Below are 19227 nucleotides of genomic sequence, written 5' to 3'. Positions count from 1 at the left end.
GCGGGACAATGCGGACGTGACGAACCCCACCGAGCCACGGACGGGCACCCCGCCCGACGGCGCACCCGCCCCCGCGCCCCGACGACCGACCGTGCGCGCCGTCGCGGCGTGGACGGTCGAGCCCGGCGCCGACGGCGTGCACCCGGCCGATCCCGGCACCCTGGACACGCCCGGCGACCGGCACGCCGCCCACGCCACGGTGACCTGGGCGCGCCTGGAGGACCTCGACGCCGTGCTCGACGCCGCGGCCCAGGTCACGACCGGTGTGGGCCCGACCCGACAGGACCTCGCGCGGCACAACCGCCACCCCCTGGCGCACGTGCGCCGGGTCGCGGCGGACTGGCTCCTCCTGGTGACGCCGACGGCATGGTTCACCGAGTCGGACCGCCAGGTGCACACGGGCCAGTTCGCCGCGCTGCTCGGCCCGGGGCTCGTCCTCACCGCCGAGGAGGGCGACGCGGACGTGCACGCGATCATGCTCGACAAGGTCGCCGCGCCCGGCGACCCCCACGGCTCGCCCGTCCAGCGGATCGTCTCCGCCGCGGTCCTCGCCATCGTCGGCGGCGCCTCGCAGGTCGAGCTGGGCCTGGGCGACGCCGTCGCCGACACCGAGCGCGTGGTGTTCGACCAGCAGCGCGAGGACCCGGTCGAGCGCATCTACGACCTCAAGCGCGAGATCACCGAGGCGCGGCGCGCCCTCATGCCCGTCACGGCGGAGCTGCCCGAGCTGCTCGACCCGGACGTCCCCGACCACCTCGGGGTGAACCGGCGCATGCTCGAGCGGGTCGTGACGACGGTCGAACGGATCGACCGGCACCTCGACGCGCACGACGACCTGCTCTCGGACATGCTCCAGGTCCACATGACCCAGGTCTCGGTGCGGCAGAACGAGGACATGCGCAAGATCTCGGCGTGGGCGGCGATCCTCGTGTACCCGACGATCGTCGCGGGCGTGTACGGGATGAACTTCCGCAACATGCCGGAGCTGCACTGGGCGTTCGGCTACCCCTTCGCGCTCGCCCTCATGGCGGGCGGCTGCGTCGTGCTCTACCGGGTCTTCAAGCGCGTCGGCTGGCTCTGACCGCGGCCCGAGAGGGTCACGGCGTCGAGACGGCCGTCCCGCCCGGCTCCAGCACGCCCACGAGCAGGAGCAGCACGACGAGCGCCGCGAGCACGAGGCGGTAGACCACGAACGGCGTGTAGCTGAAGGTCGAGACGATCTTGAGGAACGCGATGATGACGAAGTACCCGACGACGAACGCGACGAGCGTCGCGATGAGGGTCGCCCCGGCGCCGGGGGCCCCGGGGGCCGGCTCGTCCGCGGACTTGAAGAGCTGGTAGAAGCCCGAGCCCATGACGGCCGGGATCGCGAGGAGGAACGAGTAGCGCGCCGCCGCCTCGCGCGTGAAGCCCATGAGCAGGCCGGCGGTGATCGTGCCGCCCGAGCGCGAGACGCCGGGGACGAGCGCGAGCGCCTGCGCGAAGCCGAACGCGACCGCCTGCCCGGCCGAGAGCTCGCGCAGCGTGCGGCGCTTGGCGCCGACCCGGTCGGCCCAGCCGAGCAGGAGCGCGAACACCGCGAGCATGAGCGCCGTCAGGTAGAGGTTGCGGAACGTGTTCTCGATCGCGTCCTGGAACAGCAGGCCGAGCAGCACGATGGGCACCGAGCCGAGCGCGATGTACCAGGCCATCGCGGCGTCGTGGTCGTGCCGGCCGAGCCGCGCCCGCCAGTCCGTGCCGTGGTCGCCGCGCACCGAGCGCCACCACGCGGCGCAGATGCGCGCGATGTCCCGCCGGAAGTACAGCAGCACCGCCGTCTCGGTCCCGATCTGCGTGATCGCCGTGAAGGCGGCACCCGGGTCCTGCGACCCGATCAGCTCGCCGACGATGCGCAGGTGGGCGCTCGACGAGATCGGGAGGAACTCGGTCAGGCCCTGGACGAGGCCGAGGAGGACGGCTTCCCACGCGTTCACGAGCGGTCACGATACCCGCTCGGGGCGCCGCAGCCGCGCACCTGCAGGCCCGAGGCCGAGCGGGTGAACCTGGGCCGACCAGGTCCCCGACCGCGCGCCCCGACGGTCGCCCGCGGGCCCCCGCCGGTACCCTCGGCAACCATGGAGAACCGCCACCTCGGCAGCACCGGCCTGCGCGTGTCCGAGCTCGGGCTCGGCACCATGACGTGGGCCCGGGACACGGACGAGCTCGACGCGGCCGAGCAGCTGCGGGACTTCGTGGACGCCGGCGGCACCCTGGTGGACACGGCCGCCTCCTACGCCGACGGCGACGCGGAGTCGCTCCTCGGGTCGCTGCTCGGGGCGAAGGTCGACCGGCGCGACGTCCTGCTGTGCACCAAGGCGGGGGTGCGCCACACGCCGTCGGGCCCCGTGGTCGACGCGTCCCGCGGTGCGCTCCTCGACTCGCTCGACGACTCGCTCGCGCGCCTGGGCACCGACCACGTCGACCTGTTCCTCGTGCACGCGCCCGACCCGCGCACGCCGTTCACCGAGACGCTGTCGGCGCTGCGCCACGCGGTGACGTCCGGGCGCGCGCGCTACGTCGGGCTGTCCAACCACCCGGGGTGGGCGACGGCGCGGGCCGCGACCCTGCTCGGCGGGACCGACGACGTCGGCCTCGCCGCCGTCCAGCTCGAGTACTCGCTGCTCCAGCGCGGCGCCGAGCGCGAGGTCGTCCCGGCCGCCGAGTCGCTGGGCCTGGGCCTGCTCGCGTGGTCCCCGCTCGGGCGCGGCGTCCTCACCGGCAAGTACCGGCGCTCGCTCCCCGCCGACTCGCGCGGCGCGTCGCCGCACCTCGCCGCGTTCGTCGAGCCGTACCTCGACCACGCGTCGTCGGGGATCGTCGAGGCCGTCGTCACCGCCGCGGAGGGCCTGGGCCGCGCGCCGCTCGACGTCGCGCTGTCCTGGCTCCTGGGGCGCCCCGCCGTCGCGAGCGCGGTCGTCGGTGCGCGCACCCCCGCGCAGCTGCGCACGTCGCTCGCCGCGACCGACCTCGTGCTGCCCGACGCCGTGCGCGCGGCGCTCGACGACGTGAGCGCGCTCGACGTCGGCTATCCCGAGCGGTGGTGACCCCGCCCTTCCCTCGCAGGGCTCGGTCGGCTCAGCGCGCGCCGTCGGTCTCGAGCTCGCCGGAGAGGACGTCGTCGTCGAGCGTGTCGTCGAGGTCGTCGTCCTCCTCCGCGTCGTCGTCCTCGTCGTCCTCGTCGTCGTCCTCCTCTGCGAGGTAGAACGGCGTCGCCTCCCCGTGCACCTGTCCCAGCGCCTCGTCGTACACCTCGAAGGCGTCCCCGAGGACGTAGTAGGCGTCGTCGACCGCGGGGTCGTCCTCCCCGCGACGTGCGGCGACGGCGTTGTAGTGGGCTTCGAGCGCGGCGATGAACCGGTCGAGCGCGGCACGCGGGTCAGCGGTCATACCCTGACGGTAGCGCCGAGAGGGGCACAATGGCACTCGTTGGCCGGGTCGGTCCCACCACCCGGCCCGCGACCGAGACAGGCGAGAGAGGACGGTGGCACGTGGAGGAGAGGCCGACGTCACGCCGGAGGTCCGGATGGGCCGCGCACGGCGGGCAGTACGAGTACCGCGTCCTGACGATCGACCGCTCCACGAGCCGGTCGGACGCGAGCAGGCTCCTCACCGACGAGGCGGAGTACGGGCGCTGGGAGCTGGCCCGCACCCGGCTGTACGTCGGGGGCGAGCGCCGGGTCTGGCTGCGGCGCAAGATCATCCGGGTCAGCTCGACGCTGTGAGCACGATCCGGTGAGCGCGGCGCCATGAGGGCGGCCCGGTGAGGGCGGCCCGGTGAGCGGCGAGCACGAGGCGGCGCCGGCCGTCTTCACGAAGTCGCGCGCCGCGGCCCCGGCAGGGTTCTTCCGCTGCGAGGCTGCCGGGCTGGCGTGGCTCGCCGTCCCCGGCGGGCCACGCGTCGCCCGCGTGCTCGACGTCGGCCCCGACCACCTCGACCTGGAGCGTGTGCCGACGACCGCGCCGACCCGCGAGGCGGCCCGCGCGTTCGGGCGGGCGCTCGCCGTCGTGCACGACGCCGGGGCGCCGGCCTGGGGTGCGGCCCCGCCGGGGTGGTCCGGTGAGGCGTTCTTCGGCCCGCTCGACGACCCGCTGCCGCTGCCCACGGGTGCGTGGCCGGACTGGCCGACCTTCTACGCCGAGGCGCGCCTCCTGCCGGTCGCGCGGCAGGGCCGCGACCGGGGCGCGCTCGACGCCGAGGACGCGCGGCTCCTCGACCGCCTCGCCGCGCGCCTGCCCGACCTCGCCCGCCCGGCGCTCGACGACGCGCCGGCGCGCGTGCACGGCGACCTCTGGTCGGGCAACGTGCTGTGGGCGCCAGGCCGGGGCGGCGGGCCGGACGACCGCACGGGCGGCTCGGCGGGCGCGGTCGAGGCGGTGCTCATCGACCCGGCCGCCCACGGCGGGCACCGCGAGGCCGACCTCGCGATGCTCGCGCTGTTCGGCGCGCCGTTCCTCGACGACATCCTCGCCGCGTACGACGCCGCGCACCCGCTCGCGCGCGGGTGGCGCCACCGCGTCGCGCTGCACCAGGTGTACCCGGTCGCGGTGCACGCGGTGCTGTTCGGCGGCGGGTACCGCGCGCAGCTGCGCTCCTCCGTCCGGGCGCTGCTCGGCGAGACCTGACCGCGCGACGCCCGTCGGTCAGCAGGTGCGCAGGAGCCGGTCCAGGACGCGCACGCCGAACCGCAGCGAGTCGACGGGCACGCGCTCGTCCACGCCGTGGAACATGCCGGAGAAGTCGAGGTCGGCGGGCAGGCGCAGCGGCGCGAAGCCGTAGCCCGTGATCCCGAGGCGGGCGAGCGACTTGTTGTCCGTGCCGCCCGACAGCGTGTACGGCAGCACCGTCGCCTCCGGGTCCTCCGCGAGCAGCGAGTCCACCATGGCGTCCACCAGGTCGCCCTCGAACGGCACCTCGAGCGCGATGTCGCGGTGGATCTCCTCGACCCGCACGTGCTCGCCCGCGAGCGCGCGGAGCGTCGCGAACCCGTCCTCCTCGTGGCCCGGCAGGAGGCGCGCGTCGATCGCCGCCTCGGCGCGGCCGGGGATGACGTTCGCCTTGTAACCCGCGGAGAGCTGCGTCGGGTTCGACGTGTGCCGCACCGTGGCGCCGACGAACCGCGACGCCGGGCCCAGCGCGGCCACGAGGGCCTCGATCGACCGGGAGTCCTCGGGGTCGTACCGCAGGCCCGTGAGGTCCGCGACGCCGCGCAGCAGCTTGTCGACCGTCGGCGTGAGCGTGTTCGGCCAGTGGTGCGTCCCGATGCGCGCCACCGCCTCGGCGAGCCGCGTCACCGCGTTGTCGTCGTTCACCTGCGACCCGTGCCCGGCGCGGCCCTCCGCGACGAGGCGCAGCCAGGCGATGCCCTTCTCCGCCGTCTGGAGCAGGTAGGCCCGCCGCCCCCCGACCTCGACCGAGAACCCACCGACCTCGCTGATCGCCTCGGTCGCACCCTCGAACAGCTCGGGCCGGTGGTCGACGGCGTAGCGCGCCCCGTAGGCGCCGCCCGCCTCCTCGTCCGCGAAGAACGCGACGACGACGTCGCGCGCGGGCTTGCGGCCCTCGCGCACCATCTGGCGCACGACCGCGAGGATCATCGCGTCCATGTCCTTCATGTCGACGGCGCCGCGCCCCCACAGCAGGCCGTCGATCTCCTCGCCCGCGAACGGGTCCACCGACCAGTCCTGCGCCTGCGCGGGGACGACGTCGAGGTGGCCGTGGAGCACGAGCGCCGGTCGCGTCGGGTCCGCTCCCTCGAGCCGCACGACCACGCTCGCCCGGCCGGGCTCCGACTCGAACAGCTCCGGCTCGAGCCCGACCTCGTGCAGCAGCCCCATGACGTACTCCGCGGCGGCCCGCTCCCCCGGGCCCGACCCGTCGCCGAAGTTCGACGTGTCGATCCGCAGCAGCTCGCGGCAGATCCGCACGACCTCGTCCTCGGCGCGCGGCACCGCGCCGGGGGTCGCGTCGGTCGCCGCGGGGGCGCTGGCCAGGGAGTCCGGGTGCGGAGCGGTCATGAGCGACACGCTACCCGTCGCCGTCGGGCGTGCGGACCGCCCCGCCCCACCGCCCGTATGCCGGACACGCCGAGCGAGGACCCCGGTGGGCTGAGGTAGATCCCTGGTCACGCGAGATAGAGCCCTGGTCACGCGAAGTAGAGCCGTGGTCCACCGAAGCAGAACGCTGCCCGGTCGGGTAGAGCCGTGGTCGTGTCCGACGGCGGCCGGTCGCCCGTCGCGGTCGGGGCCACCATTGCGGCTGGGTCACCATCCGAGGTGGTCGGCCCCGCCGAGGGCCGTCGGGTCGCCCGGGCTGAACCCGGGCGGTGAGCGGCGCGGATCGGGCAAGCACCCGAACGCACCAGACGCACGAGACGCACGAGACGCGTCAAGATCACCTGCGCGCCGCCAGGGCGCGGCACCACGGTGCAGCCGTGAGCGCCGCTGTGCGACGCGAGAGAAGTGGACCGCGAAGCGCAAGTCGCGAGATCGACGGTCCCGCGGGCAGCCACCCGGGGCGAGCACAGACCGAGGCAAGACGACGCCGGGCGGGGTGGGTGGTGGTGCCGCGTCGTGGCGGGCTTGGCGGGAGCCGCGAGGAAAGAACGGCGGATGGTAGACGCGGCACCACCACCCACCACGACCACCCAGGGCGACCACACGCCGTCGGGCAGGGTGACCACGGCTCTACCTCGCACAACCACGGCTCTACCTCGCACAACCACGGCTCTACCTCGACGGGTCAGTGGTCAGGGTCGTGCTTCCCGTCCCGTGCGAGGGTGTGGCGGGGGCCGGTGCCGTCGCCCGGGAGCGCGTCGGCGTCGTGCTCCTGATGGGTGCCGCCGTCGGGGACGTCGATACGGGACGGCGCCTGCTCGCCCGGGGCGACGACGACGAGCTGGCCCATTATGCCGCGGTCCTCGTGCGTGAGGAGGTGGCAGTGGAACATGTACGGGGTGGTCGGATCGGTCGTGCCCTCGGCGGCGTCGAACCGGACGAGCAGGCGCGTCACGTGCCCCGGCTGGACGTAGACCGTGTCCTGCCACCCGGCGAGGTCCGGCCCGGGCCGCTGTCCTGCGACGTCGAGGACGCGGAACCGGACGTCGTGCACGTGGAAGTTGTGCGGGGTGTCGTCGAGCCCGGTGACCTCCCACACCTCGGTCTCGCCGACCGTGACGACCTCGTCGATCCGCGCCATGTCCATGGAGCGCCCGTTGATCGCGGTACCGGCGAGCTGGAAGCGGCGGGTGCGCACGGCGTCGGACTCGTCGAGCGCGTCCGCGGGGTCGGCGGCGCCGAGCGTGCCCGGGATGTCGGGGCTCCGCTCGAGCGTGCCGGCCGCGCGGAGCTCGAGGAGGTCGAGGGTGTCCTCGCCGCCCGAGAAGCGCTCGAACATCGGGTTGACGCCCAGCTCGGGCGGGAAGCTGCGCAGGACCGCGCGCTGCCCCGGGGTCATGGTCACGACGACCTCCGCCCGATCGCCCGGGGAGAGGCGCACGCGCTCGACCAACTGCGGAGCGGGGAGCAGCCCACCGTCGGTCCCGATGAGCTGGACCGTGCCGCCGTCGGCGAGGCCGACGTCGTAGACGCGTGAGTCGGAGCCGTTGAGCAGGCGCAGACGGACGCGCTCGGTCGCGACGTCGAGGTAGGGCCCCGGGGTGCCGTTGACGAGCACCGTGCCACCGAGCGGGCCGACCGGCGAGAGGAAGGAGACGGCGTCGTCGAGCCGCCCGTCGGCGTGGAAGCTCTTGTCCTGGAGGATGACGGGGACGTCGTCGACGCCGTACTCGTGCGGCAGGTCGGCGGCCAGGCCGTCGGCGGCGGCAGGGTCGTCGAGGAGGAACATCCCCGCTAGCCCGCGGTACACCTGGCTCGCGGTCTGCCCGTGCAGGTGCGGGTGGTACCAGAGCGTCGCGGCGGGCTGGTCGATCGTCCACGTGGGCGACCACGTTTCGCCCGGCTCGACCATCTGGTGGGGGCCGCCGTCCATCGCGGGCGGCAGGTGCATGCCGTGCCAGTGGAGCGTCGTCGTCTCGTCGAGAGCGTTAGTCACGTCGACGCGCACGCGCTCCCCGCGCGCGGCCCGCAAGGTGGGCCCCAGGTAGTCGCCGTTCAGCCCGATCGTCGGAGTGGGGGCGGACGCGCCGAGGTCGGCGACGCCCTCGCGCGCCTCGAGCTCGAAAACGCGCACGCCGTCCTCCACGCGCGACTCCGCGAGCGGCGGGACGGCGAGCGGCCGCGTGAACTCCACGGCTCCCGCCGTGCTCGTCGCGGCGCGCGCCCACGCGACGCCCACGACCACTGCGACGGCCCCGACGAGCAGGACGACGACGAGCCCGAGCACGAGGAGGACGCGGACGAGCGGGCCACGCCGCCGTCGCGGGCGACGTCCGGGCGGTCCGCCGGGTGCCCCGGGGGTCGGGGGGACGGCGGGCGGCGGGGTGGTGTGCGTGGTCGTCATCGGGTCTTCTCCAGGGTGGACGACGGCGGGCGGCGGGTGCGGTTCGACGGCGGCCCGGCGGTGCGGGCGACGCTGTCGACGCTAGGTACCGGGCGGTGCCGGGCGCGTCCGCTCGGCAGCGTACGCATGCCCGGAGCCGACCCCGAGCGCGCGCGGCCGCGGCTCGGGGTGGTGCCAGGGACGGGGCGGTCTCGGAGTCGGGGAAGCGGGGTGGCGCGGCGAGACGTCGGCTGGTGGGGCCTCAACGACGTCGGGCCGCGAGGAGACCGAGCGCCATGGCTCCCGCGAACGCGCCCCAGGCCGCGTTGGTGAGCAGCATCGGAACGATCGCGACGGGGTGCGCGACGGGGCCCTGGAGCTCGCCGGTGAGGATCGGCGACAGCAGGGCGCTGAGGATCAGCGCGAGGACACCGTAGGCGAGCCCGACGGCCACGCCGGTCGCGAGCGGGTGCGCCGGGCGGGCGATGACGATCGCGCCGACCCACACGATCGTGAGCACGAGGGTCGCGAGCAGGGGCGCCGCGGGCCGTCCGATCGCGTCGTCGAGGCCGGTGACGCTCAGGAGCGGTCGGACGAGCGCGAGCGCGCCGAGCCCGAGGACGAGCGGCCAGCTCAGCGAGCGGACCGTCTCGCCGAGCGTGGGGCGCGGCGGGCCGGGCGGGACCGGGCGGTGGGGTGCGGGTCCGGGAGTCGGGTTCATGACGTCGACGCTAGGGAGCGGCGGTGCGGCGCCGCGTCCGCCCCGGCGCGTGACGCGATGCGTCGTCCCGCGCCCCGCGCGTACGCGTCTCGACGTAGCCGACCCCTGACCTGGACCCGCCCCACGACGGACGCGCGTCAGGGTGTGTCTTCCTAGACTCGGTGGTCGTGACGTCTCGCGATCTCCCGCACGACCGGCCCGCCGGGTCGCCTCCCGCGACCCGGCCGTCGCGCTCGTCGCCCCCGCCGTGGCTCGTCGACGTTCTGCTGGGGTTCGCGGTGTTCGACGTCGTCGCGTTCGCCATCGCCGCCGACGTCGGGGGCACGCGGGCCGACCCGTGGGTCGCGTACCCGATCGCCCTTGTGCTGGGGCTGCTCGTGCTCGGCCGGCGCCGCTTCCCCGTCGGGGTCCTCGTCGCGACCGCGCTCGTCATCTGCGCCTACTACACGCTGGACCTGCCCGCGATCGGCCTCGCCCTGCCCGTCTCGGTCGCCCTGTACTCGGCGGCCGTCGCGGGCCGGCTCGGCTGGGCCGTCGGGGTCGCGGCGGCGCTCGTCGTCACCTCGACGTACTTCCGGCTCGCCGAGGGCGACGACGTCCGGTACGTCATCGGCTACGAGCTGGCGACGACCGTGGCGCTCATGGCCGCGGCGATCGCCCTCGGGCACGGGTCGTTCACCCGCCGGCAGCGCGACGAGCAGCGGCGCCACGCGGACGCGCTGCGCGAGCAGACGCTCCAGCTCGAGGCCGCCGACCGGCTCGCGCACGACCGGGAGGCCGTCGCCCGCGACCTGCACGACGTCGTCGGGCACCACCTCGCCGTCGTCTCGCTGCACGCGAACGTCGCCCGCGAGGCACTCGACGACGTGGACGCCGTCGGTGCCGCACAGTCGGACGCGCTCGCGACCGCGCGGGCCGAGCTCGAGCTCGTCCGGACGGCCACGACGACCGCCTTGGCGGACCTGCGCGCCACGGTGCGCGCGCTGCGCGGGACGGCCGCGCCCGCGGGGCTCGCGGAACAGGCGCGCATCGACCGGCTCGACGACCTCGCGCTCACGGCCCGGGCGGCCGGGCTCGACGTCACCCTCGACGTCGACCTGCCCTCGGGGACCGCGGAGGGTACCGCCGCGGGCGCGGCGGCGTACCGGGTCGTCCAGGAGGGCCTGACCAACGTGCTGCGGCACGCCGGAGCGCACGCCGCCGTCGTCCGCGTGGCGTTGGAGCGTGCGCCTGGTGCACCGGGCGACGTGCTCGCGGTCGAGGTGCGCGACGACGGCCCCGGGGCACGGGGCGGGGGTGACGCCACGGACCGTGGCGGGCTCGGGCTGCGCGGGCTGCGCGAGCGCGTCGCGGTCCTGGGCGGCACGGTCGAGACCGACGCACCCGACGGCGGCGGGTTCCGGCTGCGGGCGCGCGTGCCGGTCACGCCCGGCGCCGCGGTGCGCGGGACGGCCGCCGTGCGGGGCCCGCACTCCTCAGGCGGGGGTGCCCCGTGATCCGCGTCGTGCTGGTCGACGATCAGCCCCTCGTGCGGACGGGCATCCGCGCGCTGCTCGAGCGCGCGGACGACGTCGAGGTCGTCGGCGAGGCGGCCGACGGTCGCGAGGGCGTCGCGCTCGCGCGCCGCGTGCGCCCCGACGTCGTTCTCATGGACCTCCAGATGCCCGTGCTCGACGGGATCGCGGCCACGCGGCAGATTGTCGACGACGCGGCCCCCGGCTCGGGGCTACCGGACGGCGCGACGGGCGCGGACGGGGCGGCGGCCGGACCGCGCGTCGTGGTCCTCACGACGTTCGACGACGACACGAACCTCTTCGCGGCGCTACGGGCGGGGGCGTCGGGCTTCCTGCTCAAGGACGCGAGCCCGGACGAGCTGCGCGGCGCGGTGCGCACTGCCGCGGCGGGCGACGCGCTGCTCTCCCCCGCGGTGACGGCGCGCGTGGTCGCGCAGGCGGTGGACGCCGGGCGACGGGACGAGGCGCTTGTCGCCGCGGTCGCCGACCGGCTCACGGACCGCGAGCGCGAGGTGCTCGCGCACGTCGGCCGCGGCCTGACGAACGACGAGATCGGCGCGGCCCTGTTCATGAGCCCGGCGACGGCCCGCACGCACGTGGGCCGTATCCTCGCCAAGCTGGGGGTGCGGGACCGGGCCGGCCTCGTCGTCGTCGCCTACGAGACCGGCCTGGTCCGCCCGGGCACCCCGCCCAGGTAGAGCCGAGGTCCGCGAGGTAGAGGCGTGGTCATGACCAGGCCTCTACCTCGCGCTACCACGGCTCTACCTCGCGACGGGAGGGGCCCACACCTCAGGCGTCGAGGCCGCGGCGCGCGAGGAGCGGCGCGATGTCGGCGTCGCGGCCACGGAGCTCACGGAACGACTGCAGCGGGTCCTGCGAGCCGCCGCGCGCGAGCAGCGCGCGGCGGAAGCGCTCGCCGTTCTCGCGCGACAGGCCGCCGTTCTCGCGGTACCACTCGACCGTGTCGGCGTCGAGGACCTCGGACCAGATGTACGAGTAGTACCCGGCCGCGTACCCGCCCCCGAACACGTGGTTGTAGTACGTCGTGCGGTAGCGCGGCGGGACGGGCGCGAACGCGACGCCCGCCGCCTCGAGCGCGGCGGCCTCGAACGGTACGACGTCGGCCTCCGACGCGGGGACGCCGTCGGGCCCGACCTGGTGCCAGGCCTGGTCGAGCAGCGCAGCGGCGAGGTACTCGGTCGTGCCGAAACCCTCGTTGAACTGGCGCGAGGCGAGCATCGTGTCGACCCACTCGGCGGGCATCGGCTCGCCCGTGACGTGGTGCACCGCGTAGGAGCGCAGGACCGTCGGCTCCCACGCCCACATCTCGTTGACCTGCGAGGGGTACTCGACGAAGTCGCGCGGCACCTCGGTGCCGGACTGCGACGGGTAGCGCACGTCGGAGAACAGGCCGTGCAGCGCGTGCCCGAACTCGTGGAAGAGCGTGATGACCTCGTCCCAGACGAGCAGCGTGGGCTGGCCGGCCGGCGGCTTGACGATGTTGAGGTTGTTGACGACGACCGGCTTCTGCCCGAGCAGGTGGTTCTGGTCGACGAGGTTGTTCATCCAGGCGCCGCCGCGCTTGGACTCGCGCGTGTACCAGTCGGCGAGGAAGAGACCCAGGCCCTGGCCCGGCTCCCCCGGCGCCTCGGCGTCGAAAACCTCGAAGACGCGCACGTCCGGGTGGTACCCGACGAGGTCGTGGCGCTCGGCGAAGGAGATGCCGAACAGGCGGTTCGCGGCCAGGAACACGCCGTCGTGCACGACGCGCTCGAGCTCGAGGTACGGGCGCAGGAGCGCGTCGTCGAGCGCGTAGCGGTCCTTGCGCACGCGCTCGGCGTAGAACGACCAGTCGGACGCGCGCAGCGTCGCGCCCGGCTCGTCGGCCCGCAGCGCCGTCTCGAGGTCGGCCGCCTCGCGGCGCGCGTTCGCGACGGCGGCAGGGGCGAGCCGCGCGAGCATCGCATTCACGGCCTCGGTCGTCTTGGCGGTCGCGTCCTCGGCGACGTACGCGGCGTGGTGCTCGTAGCCCAGCAGGCGCGCGCGCTCGGCGCGCAGGCGCACGGTCTCCAGCACGATCTCGCGCGTGTCGTGGTCGTCGCCGCTCGCACCGCGCGACTCCGACGCCTGCTGCACGCGCTCGCGCACGTCGCGGCGCGCGAGCGAGGCGAGGACGCCCTGCTGGGTGGGGAGCTGCATCTCCAGCAGCCACGCGCCCTCGTGCCCGCGCGCGGCGGCAGCCGCCGCCGCGCCCGCGACGGCGTCCTCGGCGAGCCCGTCGAGCTCCGCCCGGTCGGTGACGAGCACGCTCGCGGCGTTCGCGCCCGCGAGCAGCTTGCGGCCGAACGCGGCCTCGAGCGTGGTCAGGCGGCCGTTGAGCGCGCGCAGGCGCTCCTGCTGCTCCGCGTCGAGCTCCACGCCCGAGCGGCGGAACCGGACGAGCAGCGTGCGGAGCAGCCACGCGGCGTCGGGCTCGAGGGTCTGCTCGCCGGCGTCCACCGCGTCCTGCAGCGTGCGGGCGCGGGCGTAGAGGCGCGCGTCCATGTAGATCGCGTCGTGGTGGGCCGCGAGCTCGGGCGCGAACTCCTCCTCGATCTGCTCCAGGCCCGGCGTCGCGTCGGCCGAGAGCTGGTTGTAGAACGCGTTGAGCACGCGCGCGAGGTCGCGGCCCGACCGCTCGAGCGCCTCGAGCACGCTCGCGGCGGTGGGCGGCGCGTCGTCGGTCGCGATCGCCTCGATCGCCGCGCGCTGCGCGGCCGTCGCGGCCCGCAGCGCCGGGAGGTAGTGCTCCTCACGGATCGCGTCGTAGTCGGGCAGCTCGTACGGCAGCACGGACGGCGCCGCGAACGGGTTGGCGGGGTCGAGGTCGAGGAGGGCCGGCGCGGTGGTGGGCGCGGGCGCGTCGGCGCGCGTCGTGGGCTCGGAGGTCATGGTGCCCATCTTGACCCCGCCGGCAGCCACGACGGAAACGGACACCCCGCCGCCCGGGAGCGCGGTGGCGGTACGGCGTCAGGCCGCGCGGCCCGACGGCGACGCGTCCGCCGGCCACGGCTCCGCGGGCTCGCGCGGATCGCCGGGCAGGAGCGTGCCGAGCCACGCGTCGCGTCGCTCGCCGCGCTGCAGCGCGAAGCCGCGCACCGTGCCCTCGACCCGGAAGCCGAGGCGCCACGCGGTCCGGCGCGAGGGCCAGTTGCCGACGTACGCCTGCCAGAAGAGCCGCGCGAGACCCGCCCCCTCGGGGTCGAACGCCCAGTCGACGACGAGGCGGCCCGCGGCCGTCATGAAGCCCCGGCCCCGGGCGCCGGGTGCGGTCCAGTAGCCGATCTCGGCCGACCGCCGTCCCTCGGGCGCGTCGTCGAGGCTGAGGCCGATCATGCCGAGGAGCGGGCTCACGCCGTCGGGGCCGGGGATGCCCGATCGGCCCGCGCTCTCGCGCACGCCCCACGTGAGGACGTCCCCGCGCTCCCACCCGGGACCGACGTACTCCTGCACGAACTGCACCGCATCCGCGCGCGTGTACGGCGACGGCACGACCGTCCACGCGGCGACGTCCGGGTCCTGGCACGCGGCCGTGATCGCGTCGACGTCGTCGAGGGTCGGGGTGGACAGGTGGACGCGGCCGTCGTCGAGGGCGAAGGGGTGCACCCGCCCGAGCCTGGCACGCCGCGCCGCACGGCGTCACCCCGATTCCCGGCCCGGGGCCGCGCGGCGACGGCTGCTCTCGACCGTCCCGGACCCGGGTGCGTCACCGGCGCAGGGCGTCCTCCACGGGCGTCCACGGCAGGTCGTGCGCGGCGGCCACCGCCGCGTTGAGGAGCGTGCCGCGGTGGGTGGACGCCCCCGACCGCAGGAGCGGGACCTCCCGCAGCGCGTCGACCCCGCCGTCCGCGAGCGCCGCGAGGTACGGGAGCGTCGCGCTGGTCAGCGCGAGGGTGCTCGTCACGGGGACCGCTCCGGGCATGTTCGCGACGCAGTAGAACGTGGTGCCGTGGACGGCGAAGGTCGGGTCGTCGTGGGTCGTGGGCCGCGACCCCTCGAAGCACCCGCCCTGGTCCACGGCGTCGTCCACGAGCACGGCGCCGGGCCGCATCCGCGCGACGAGGTCGTCGGTGACGAGGCGCGGGGCACGCGCCCCCGCGACGAGCACGGCGCCGACGACGAGGTCGGCCTCCAGCACCTCGCGCTCGATCGCGTACGCGTTCGACACGACGGTGCGCACGTGCCCGGAGAACTCCTGGTCGACGGCGCGCAGCACGGGCAGCGCGAGGTCGACGACCGTGACCTCGGCGCGCATGCCCACGGCGATCTCGGCGGCGTGGCGCCCCGCGGTGCCGCCCCCGAGCACGACGACCCGGCCGGGTCGCGTCCCGGGCACGCCGCCGAGCAGGACGCCGCGGCCGCCTGCCGGGCGCTGGAGGAGCCACGCGCCGACCTGGGTCGCCATGCGTCCGGCGACCTCGCTCATGGGCGCCAGGAGCGGGAGGGTGCCGTCCGGGGCCTGGGCGGTCTCATAGGCGACGGCGGTGGTGCCGGCGTCGAGCAGGGCGCGCGTGCACGCCGCGTCGGCGGCGAGGTGGAGGTAGGCGAAGAGCAGGAGGTCGTCGCGCAGGAAGCGGTGCTCGCTCGCGACCGGCTCCTTGACCTTGCAGACGAGCTCCGCCTCGCCCCAGACCTCCTCGGCGGTAGGCACGATGCGCGCGCCCGCGCTCTCGAACTCCGCGTCGGGCAGGTGGGAGCCGGTCCCGGCCCCGGACTGGACGAGCACGTCGTGCCCGGCCCGCACGAGGTGGTGCGCGCCGGCGGGGGTGAGCGCGACGCGGTCCTCGTGGTTCTTGACCTCGGTGGGTATCCCGATCCTCATGGTCCAGTGTGGTCGCAGGCGGCCGTCGTGCGCAGGGTGGCAGGATCTTGTGCCTGCGTGTCCTGACTGCCACTCGTCCGGCCCCGCCGTCGTTGCCAGGGTAATCGGGTGGACCCGACGACCTCCCGCACGACAGCCCCGCCCGCCCCGACGCGCGGCGCGGCCTCCCGCTCCGGACGGGATCTGCCCACCAGCCCGCTCGACCCCGCCCCAGCCCCAGCCCCGGCCCCAGCCCTGGCCCCGGCCCCGGCCCCGGCGGGCACGCTGGGCCTCGCGCGCGGCAGCGCGCTGTACGTCGCGAGCGTCCTCGGGACCGGCGTCCTCGCGCTGCCGGGCCTCGCGACGCGCGTCGCCGGGCCTGCGTCCGTGCTCGCCGTCGCGCTCGTCCTCGTGGCGAGCGTGCCGCTCGCGGGGACGTTCGCCGCGCTCGCCGCACGTCACCCCGACCGGGGCGGGGTCGCGAGCGCGGTGCGTGCGGCGCTCGGCCCGACGGCGGCCCGCGCCACCGGGTACTGGTTCTTCCTCGGCGTGTGCGCGGGCGTCCCCGTCGTCGCGGTGCTCGGGGCCGAGTACGTCGTGGCCGTCGTCGGGGCGGACCGCGCCGTCGTCCCGGTCGTGGCGGTCGCGCTCGTCGTCGTGCCGGCGCTCGCCGTCGCCCTCGGCGTGCGCGTGGCGGGCGCCGTCCAGCTCGGCCTGACGACGCTCCTGCTCGCGGCCGTCGTCGTGGTCGTCGCCGCGGCGGCGCCGGCGGCGAGCGCCGAGCGCTTCACGCCGTTCCTCAGCGAGGGGTGGTCCGGCGTGGGCTCCGCCGTGAGCCTGTTCGTGTGGGCGTTCGCGGGGTGGGAGGTCGGCACGCACGTCTCGGCCGACTTCCGCGACCCGCGGCGCACGATCCCCGCCGCGACGGGCGTGGCGCTCGTCGTGGTCGGCGTCGCGTACCTGGCGCTCCAGGTCACGACGGTCGGGGTGCTCGGCACGGACGCGGGGACGGGGACGGTCGCGCTCCTCGACCTCGCGCGCGTGGGAGCGCCCGGCGCGGGTCCGGTGCTCGTGGGCGTCGTCGCCGCGCTCGTGACGTCCGGGGTGCTCACCGCCTACCTCGCCGCGTTCGCGAACCTCGGGCAGGCGCTCGCCCGGGACGGCGACCTCCCGCGCCCCCTCGCCGCGCTCTCGGGCCGTGCGGGGGTCCCGCGCCGCGCGCTGGCCGTCACGCTCGCGCTCGCGGCGGGCTACCTCGCAGTGCTCGTCGCCACGGGGCTCGACCTCGAGCCGTTCGTCCGCGTCCACACGAGCAGCATGGTGGCCGTCTACGCGCTGGGCATGGTGGCGGCGCTGCGCCTGCTCCCCCGACGCTCTCCCGGCTGGTGGCTCGCCGCTGTCGCGACGGCCCTGACGGCGGTGCTGCTGCTCCTCGCGGGGGCGTCGCTCGTCGCACCGGCGCTGCTCGCCGCGGCCGCGGTCGTGGTGACGCTCGTCCGTCGTGGCGCCGCGCGTGCACGGGCCGACGACCGGTCGGCCGCGTCCGAGCGCGGCTGACCGGGCCGTCCGGAAATCGCCCGGGCGGCCCGTTCCCCGCTCCCGCGCTCTCCGCTACGGTCGACGCCATGCCCACGTGGACGGACCCCGGCCCGGTGGAGTTCGACGCCGTGGTGGTCGCCGCCGGGACACGGTCGGGAGCGTTCGTCACGCTCCCCGTCGACGTCCTCGACCTGTTCGGGACGCGCGGCCGGGTCCCCGTGCTCGCGGCGGTCGACGACGTCGCGTACCACGCGTCCCTCGTCGCCTACGGCGGCCCGCACCTGCTCGCCGTGCTGCGGTCCGTGCGAGCCGCGACCGGCAAGGACGTCGGGGACACCGTGCACGTCTCGGTCCGGCTCGACGCGGGGGTCTCCGCCGTCCCGCGGTGATCCCGGTCCCGGCCGCCCGGGCAGGGACGGCGCGAGGTCAGCTCGTCGCGCCCTCCGGGGGCGGCGTGACGCCCGGGCCGACGTCCCCGAGGGCGATCTCCTTCGCCGTCGGGAGCTCGTCCTCCATCGGTGGGTCCTTGTGCCGCAGGTGCGAGAACACCGACCACGCGACCGCGACGAGCGGCACCGACACGACCGCGCCGAGGATCCCGGCGAGGAGCGTGCCGGCCGTTACCGCGATCGCGACCACCACCGGGTGGAGCGACACCTGCTTGCCCATGACGAGCGGCTGCAGCACGTGGCCCTCGAACTGCCCGATGAGCGCGATGCCGATCGTCACGATCAGCGCGATGAGGAAGCCCTTGGCCGCGAGCGCGACGATCGCGGCGATGATCATCGCGAGCGGGGCGCCGATGATCGGGATGAACGCCCCGATGAACACGAGGACGGCGAGCGGGGCCGCGAGCGGGACGCCGAGGATCGCGAGGAAGATCCCCGCGAGGATGCCGTCGACGAGCGCGATGATCACCGTGCCGCGCGCGTAGCCGGAGAAGGTGTACCAGCCGGCGCCGCCCGCGATCTTCCAGCTGTCGCGCGAGCGCGACGGGAGCTGGTTGAGGAACCACGTCCACATGTCCTTGCCGCGGGCGAGGAAGAACACCGTGCAGAAGATCGCGAGCGCGATCGCCGCGAACGCCTCGAAGACCGAGCCCGCGCTCGCCGCGGCCTGGCTCGCGATGTCGCCGCCGTGCTCCGTGAGCCACTGGCGCCCGTTGTCGATCCAGCCGTTGACGTCGTCCGCGGTGATCGTGACCGGCAGCGGGCCGTTCTCGAGGAAGTCGAAGATCTGCTCGATGCCCTGGTCGAACTGCTCCGCGAGGCTCTGCCACTGGCCCGCGACCGACGTGATGACGTACGTCAGCAGGCCCGCGAAGAAGAGCAGGGCCGTGAGGATCGCGAGCCCCGTGGCCAGGCCGCGCGGCATGATCCTGCTGTAGAAGTCGGTCACCGGCCGCAGGACGGACGTGATGACGAGCGCGAGGAAGACCGCCACGAACACGAGCTGCACCTGCGCGGTCGCGAAGAAGACGAGCGCGACGGCCGCGACGATCATGAGCAGGCGCCACGACCAGCCGGCCGTCGTGCGCAGCCAGGCGGGGACCGTCTCGTCGTACCCCACCACCGACGGGTTGCGACGCGCCCCGGCGACCTTGCGCGCCGCGCTCGACGCCCCGGCGAGGTGCTTGACCGACGCCGCCGAGCGGTCGGAGCCGGAGCCCGGCCGAGGTGTCGGTGCCGGGCCTGCTGCGGGTCGCTGCTCGTCCGTCACGCGTGCCTCCGTCGCGTCGTGGCCACCATCCGCCCAGTCTGCCCCAGGTCGTCCCCGCACGCCGGGCGCCGCGCACGGCCTCGGCCGAGGGCACGTCGAGGTCGCGGTCGAGGTCGCGGCCCTGGTCCGGGCCGTGAGGGCGATGTGAGGACCACCCCCGAACCGTGCTATGTTTTTCCCCGCACCCGAACGGCGGAAACGCCGGGAAGGTCCACTCGTCCGGGTGGCGGAATGGCAGACGCGCTAGCTTGAGGTGCTAGTGCCCTTTATCGGGCGTGGGGGTTCAAGTCCCCCTCCGGACACTGGAGAAACGGCCTCTGACCTGCGGAAACGTAGTGCAGAGGCCGTTTTCGTGTGCCCACCAGGCGCGCCTCCTGTGAGCCCACCGGCATCGACCCCTCCCCCGGCCAGCCTCCTG

General features: G+C 75.4%; 17 protein-coding genes and 1 tRNA gene. 9 read left to right on the top strand and 9 right to left on the bottom strand.

Annotation, left to right across the window (positions count from 1 at the left end; genetic code table 11):
- Positions 1 to 16 precede the first annotated feature (16 nt).
- Positions 17 to 1081 (top strand): CorA family divalent cation transporter, encoded by a 1065-nt coding sequence (locus tag ACI769_RS12700; RefSeq protein ID WP_409141697.1) that lies wholly within the window; start codon positions 17 to 19, stop codon positions 1079 to 1081.
- 16 nt (positions 1082 to 1097) lie between these two features.
- Here the strand turns inward: ACI769_RS12700 and ACI769_RS12695 are convergent, their stop codons facing one another.
- On the bottom strand, positions 1098 to 1973 hold the full coding sequence (locus tag ACI769_RS12695; RefSeq protein WP_034651390.1) for an undecaprenyl-diphosphate phosphatase: 876 nt from the start codon (positions 1971 to 1973) through the stop codon (positions 1098 to 1100).
- 141 nt (positions 1974 to 2114) lie between these two features.
- Between ACI769_RS12695 and ACI769_RS12690 the strand changes: the two genes are divergently transcribed.
- Positions 2115 to 3083, top strand: coding sequence for an aldo/keto reductase (locus ACI769_RS12690; RefSeq protein ID WP_034651393.1), 969 nt, complete (start codon positions 2115 to 2117; stop codon positions 3081 to 3083).
- Positions 3084 to 3114: 31 nt separating this feature from the next.
- On the opposite strand, the gene ACI769_RS12685 is transcribed toward ACI769_RS12690, so the two are convergent.
- Entirely contained in the window at positions 3115 to 3426 is a 312-nt protein-coding gene (locus tag ACI769_RS12685) for a hypothetical protein (protein WP_034651396.1), read from the bottom strand.
- Positions 3427 to 3527: 101 nt separating this feature from the next.
- Between ACI769_RS12685 and ACI769_RS12680 the strand changes: the two genes are divergently transcribed.
- Positions 3528 to 3761 (top strand): DUF5703 family protein, encoded by a 234-nt coding sequence (locus tag ACI769_RS12680; protein ID WP_009861400.1) that lies wholly within the window; start codon positions 3528 to 3530, stop codon positions 3759 to 3761.
- Positions 3762 to 3813: 52 nt separating this feature from the next.
- Positions 3814 to 4662, top strand: coding sequence for a fructosamine kinase family protein (locus ACI769_RS12675; protein ID WP_409141696.1), 849 nt, complete (start codon positions 3814 to 3816; stop codon positions 4660 to 4662).
- An 18-nt stretch (positions 4663 to 4680) separates the two neighbouring features.
- On the opposite strand, the gene ACI769_RS12670 is transcribed toward ACI769_RS12675, so the two are convergent.
- The 3 genes from ACI769_RS12670 to ACI769_RS12660 all read right to left on the bottom strand — a co-directional run bounded on the left by ACI769_RS12670 (position 4681) and on the right by ACI769_RS12660 (position 9197).
- Positions 4681 to 6054 carry a M20/M25/M40 family metallo-hydrolase gene (locus ACI769_RS12670; protein WP_085388749.1) on the bottom strand — a complete coding sequence of 458 codons (1374 nt, stop codon included), beginning with the start codon at positions 6052 to 6054 and terminating at the stop codon, positions 4681 to 4683.
- A 724-nt stretch (positions 6055 to 6778) separates the two neighbouring features.
- Positions 6779 to 8497 (bottom strand): multicopper oxidase family protein, encoded by a 1719-nt coding sequence (locus tag ACI769_RS12665; protein WP_409141695.1) that lies wholly within the window; start codon positions 8495 to 8497, stop codon positions 6779 to 6781.
- 241 nt (positions 8498 to 8738) lie between these two features.
- A complete protein-coding gene (locus ACI769_RS12660) occupies positions 8739 to 9197 on the bottom strand; it encodes a hypothetical protein (protein ID WP_198285583.1) in 459 nt (152 codons plus the stop codon).
- Between the two features lie 167 nt (positions 9198 to 9364).
- Here ACI769_RS12660 and ACI769_RS12655 point away from each other — a divergent pair, with 167 nt between their 5' ends.
- Together ACI769_RS12655 and ACI769_RS12650 are read left to right on the top strand one after the other, a co-directional pair.
- Complete coding sequence (locus tag ACI769_RS12655) at positions 9365 to 10693, top strand: sensor histidine kinase (protein WP_081599846.1); 1329 nt, start codon at positions 9365 to 9367, stop codon at positions 10691 to 10693.
- Entirely contained in the window at positions 10690 to 11409 is a 720-nt protein-coding gene (locus ACI769_RS12650) for a response regulator transcription factor (protein WP_043652640.1), read from the top strand. The genes ACI769_RS12655 and ACI769_RS12650 overlap by 4 nt, the downstream gene beginning before the upstream one ends.
- Before the next feature lie 91 nt (positions 11410 to 11500).
- Here the strand turns inward: ACI769_RS12650 and ACI769_RS12645 are convergent, their stop codons facing one another.
- From ACI769_RS12645 to ald, 3 genes are all read right to left on the bottom strand, one after another.
- Positions 11501 to 13642, bottom strand: coding sequence for a M3 family metallopeptidase (locus ACI769_RS12645; protein ID WP_409141694.1), 2142 nt, complete (start codon positions 13640 to 13642; stop codon positions 11501 to 11503).
- A gap of 78 nt (positions 13643 to 13720) precedes the next feature.
- Positions 13721 to 14356, bottom strand: a complete 636-nt coding sequence (locus ACI769_RS12640) for a GNAT family N-acetyltransferase (RefSeq protein WP_085387858.1) — start codon at positions 14354 to 14356, stop codon at positions 13721 to 13723.
- Positions 14357 to 14456: 100 nt separating this feature from the next.
- Positions 14457 to 15572, bottom strand: a complete 1116-nt coding sequence (gene ald, locus ACI769_RS12635) for an alanine dehydrogenase (RefSeq protein WP_409141693.1) — start codon at positions 15570 to 15572, stop codon at positions 14457 to 14459.
- Positions 15573 to 15680: 108 nt separating this feature from the next.
- Between ald and ACI769_RS12630 the strand changes: the two genes are divergently transcribed.
- Together ACI769_RS12630 and ACI769_RS12625 are read left to right on the top strand one after the other, a co-directional pair.
- The gene (locus ACI769_RS12630; RefSeq protein WP_409141692.1) at positions 15681 to 17108 is read left to right on the top strand and encodes an APC family permease; all 1428 of its coding nucleotides are present in this window, start codon (positions 15681 to 15683) and stop codon (positions 17106 to 17108) included.
- 68 nt (positions 17109 to 17176) lie between these two features.
- Positions 17177 to 17479 (top strand): DUF1905 domain-containing protein, encoded by a 303-nt coding sequence (locus tag ACI769_RS12625; RefSeq protein WP_076404766.1) that lies wholly within the window; start codon positions 17177 to 17179, stop codon positions 17477 to 17479.
- Positions 17480 to 17516: 37 nt separating this feature from the next.
- On the opposite strand, the gene ACI769_RS12620 is transcribed toward ACI769_RS12625, so the two are convergent.
- The gene (locus tag ACI769_RS12620; RefSeq protein WP_021482491.1) at positions 17517 to 18809 is read right to left on the bottom strand and encodes an AI-2E family transporter; all 1293 of its coding nucleotides are present in this window, start codon (positions 18807 to 18809) and stop codon (positions 17517 to 17519) included.
- Between the two features lie 217 nt (positions 18810 to 19026).
- On the opposite strand from ACI769_RS12620, the gene ACI769_RS12615 reads away from it, so the two are divergent.
- Positions 19027 to 19111 (top strand) — tRNA-Leu (locus ACI769_RS12615).
- Positions 19112 to 19227: the final 116 nt, after the last annotated feature.

Source organism: Cellulosimicrobium sp. RS (assembly GCF_046159675.1).
In the GTDB taxonomy this organism is placed as follows: domain Bacteria; phylum Actinomycetota; class Actinomycetes; order Actinomycetales; family Cellulomonadaceae; genus Cellulosimicrobium; species Cellulosimicrobium funkei.
Note: the sequence above shows the minus strand (reverse complement) of the source record. Positions and strands in the feature narration are given on the sequence as shown.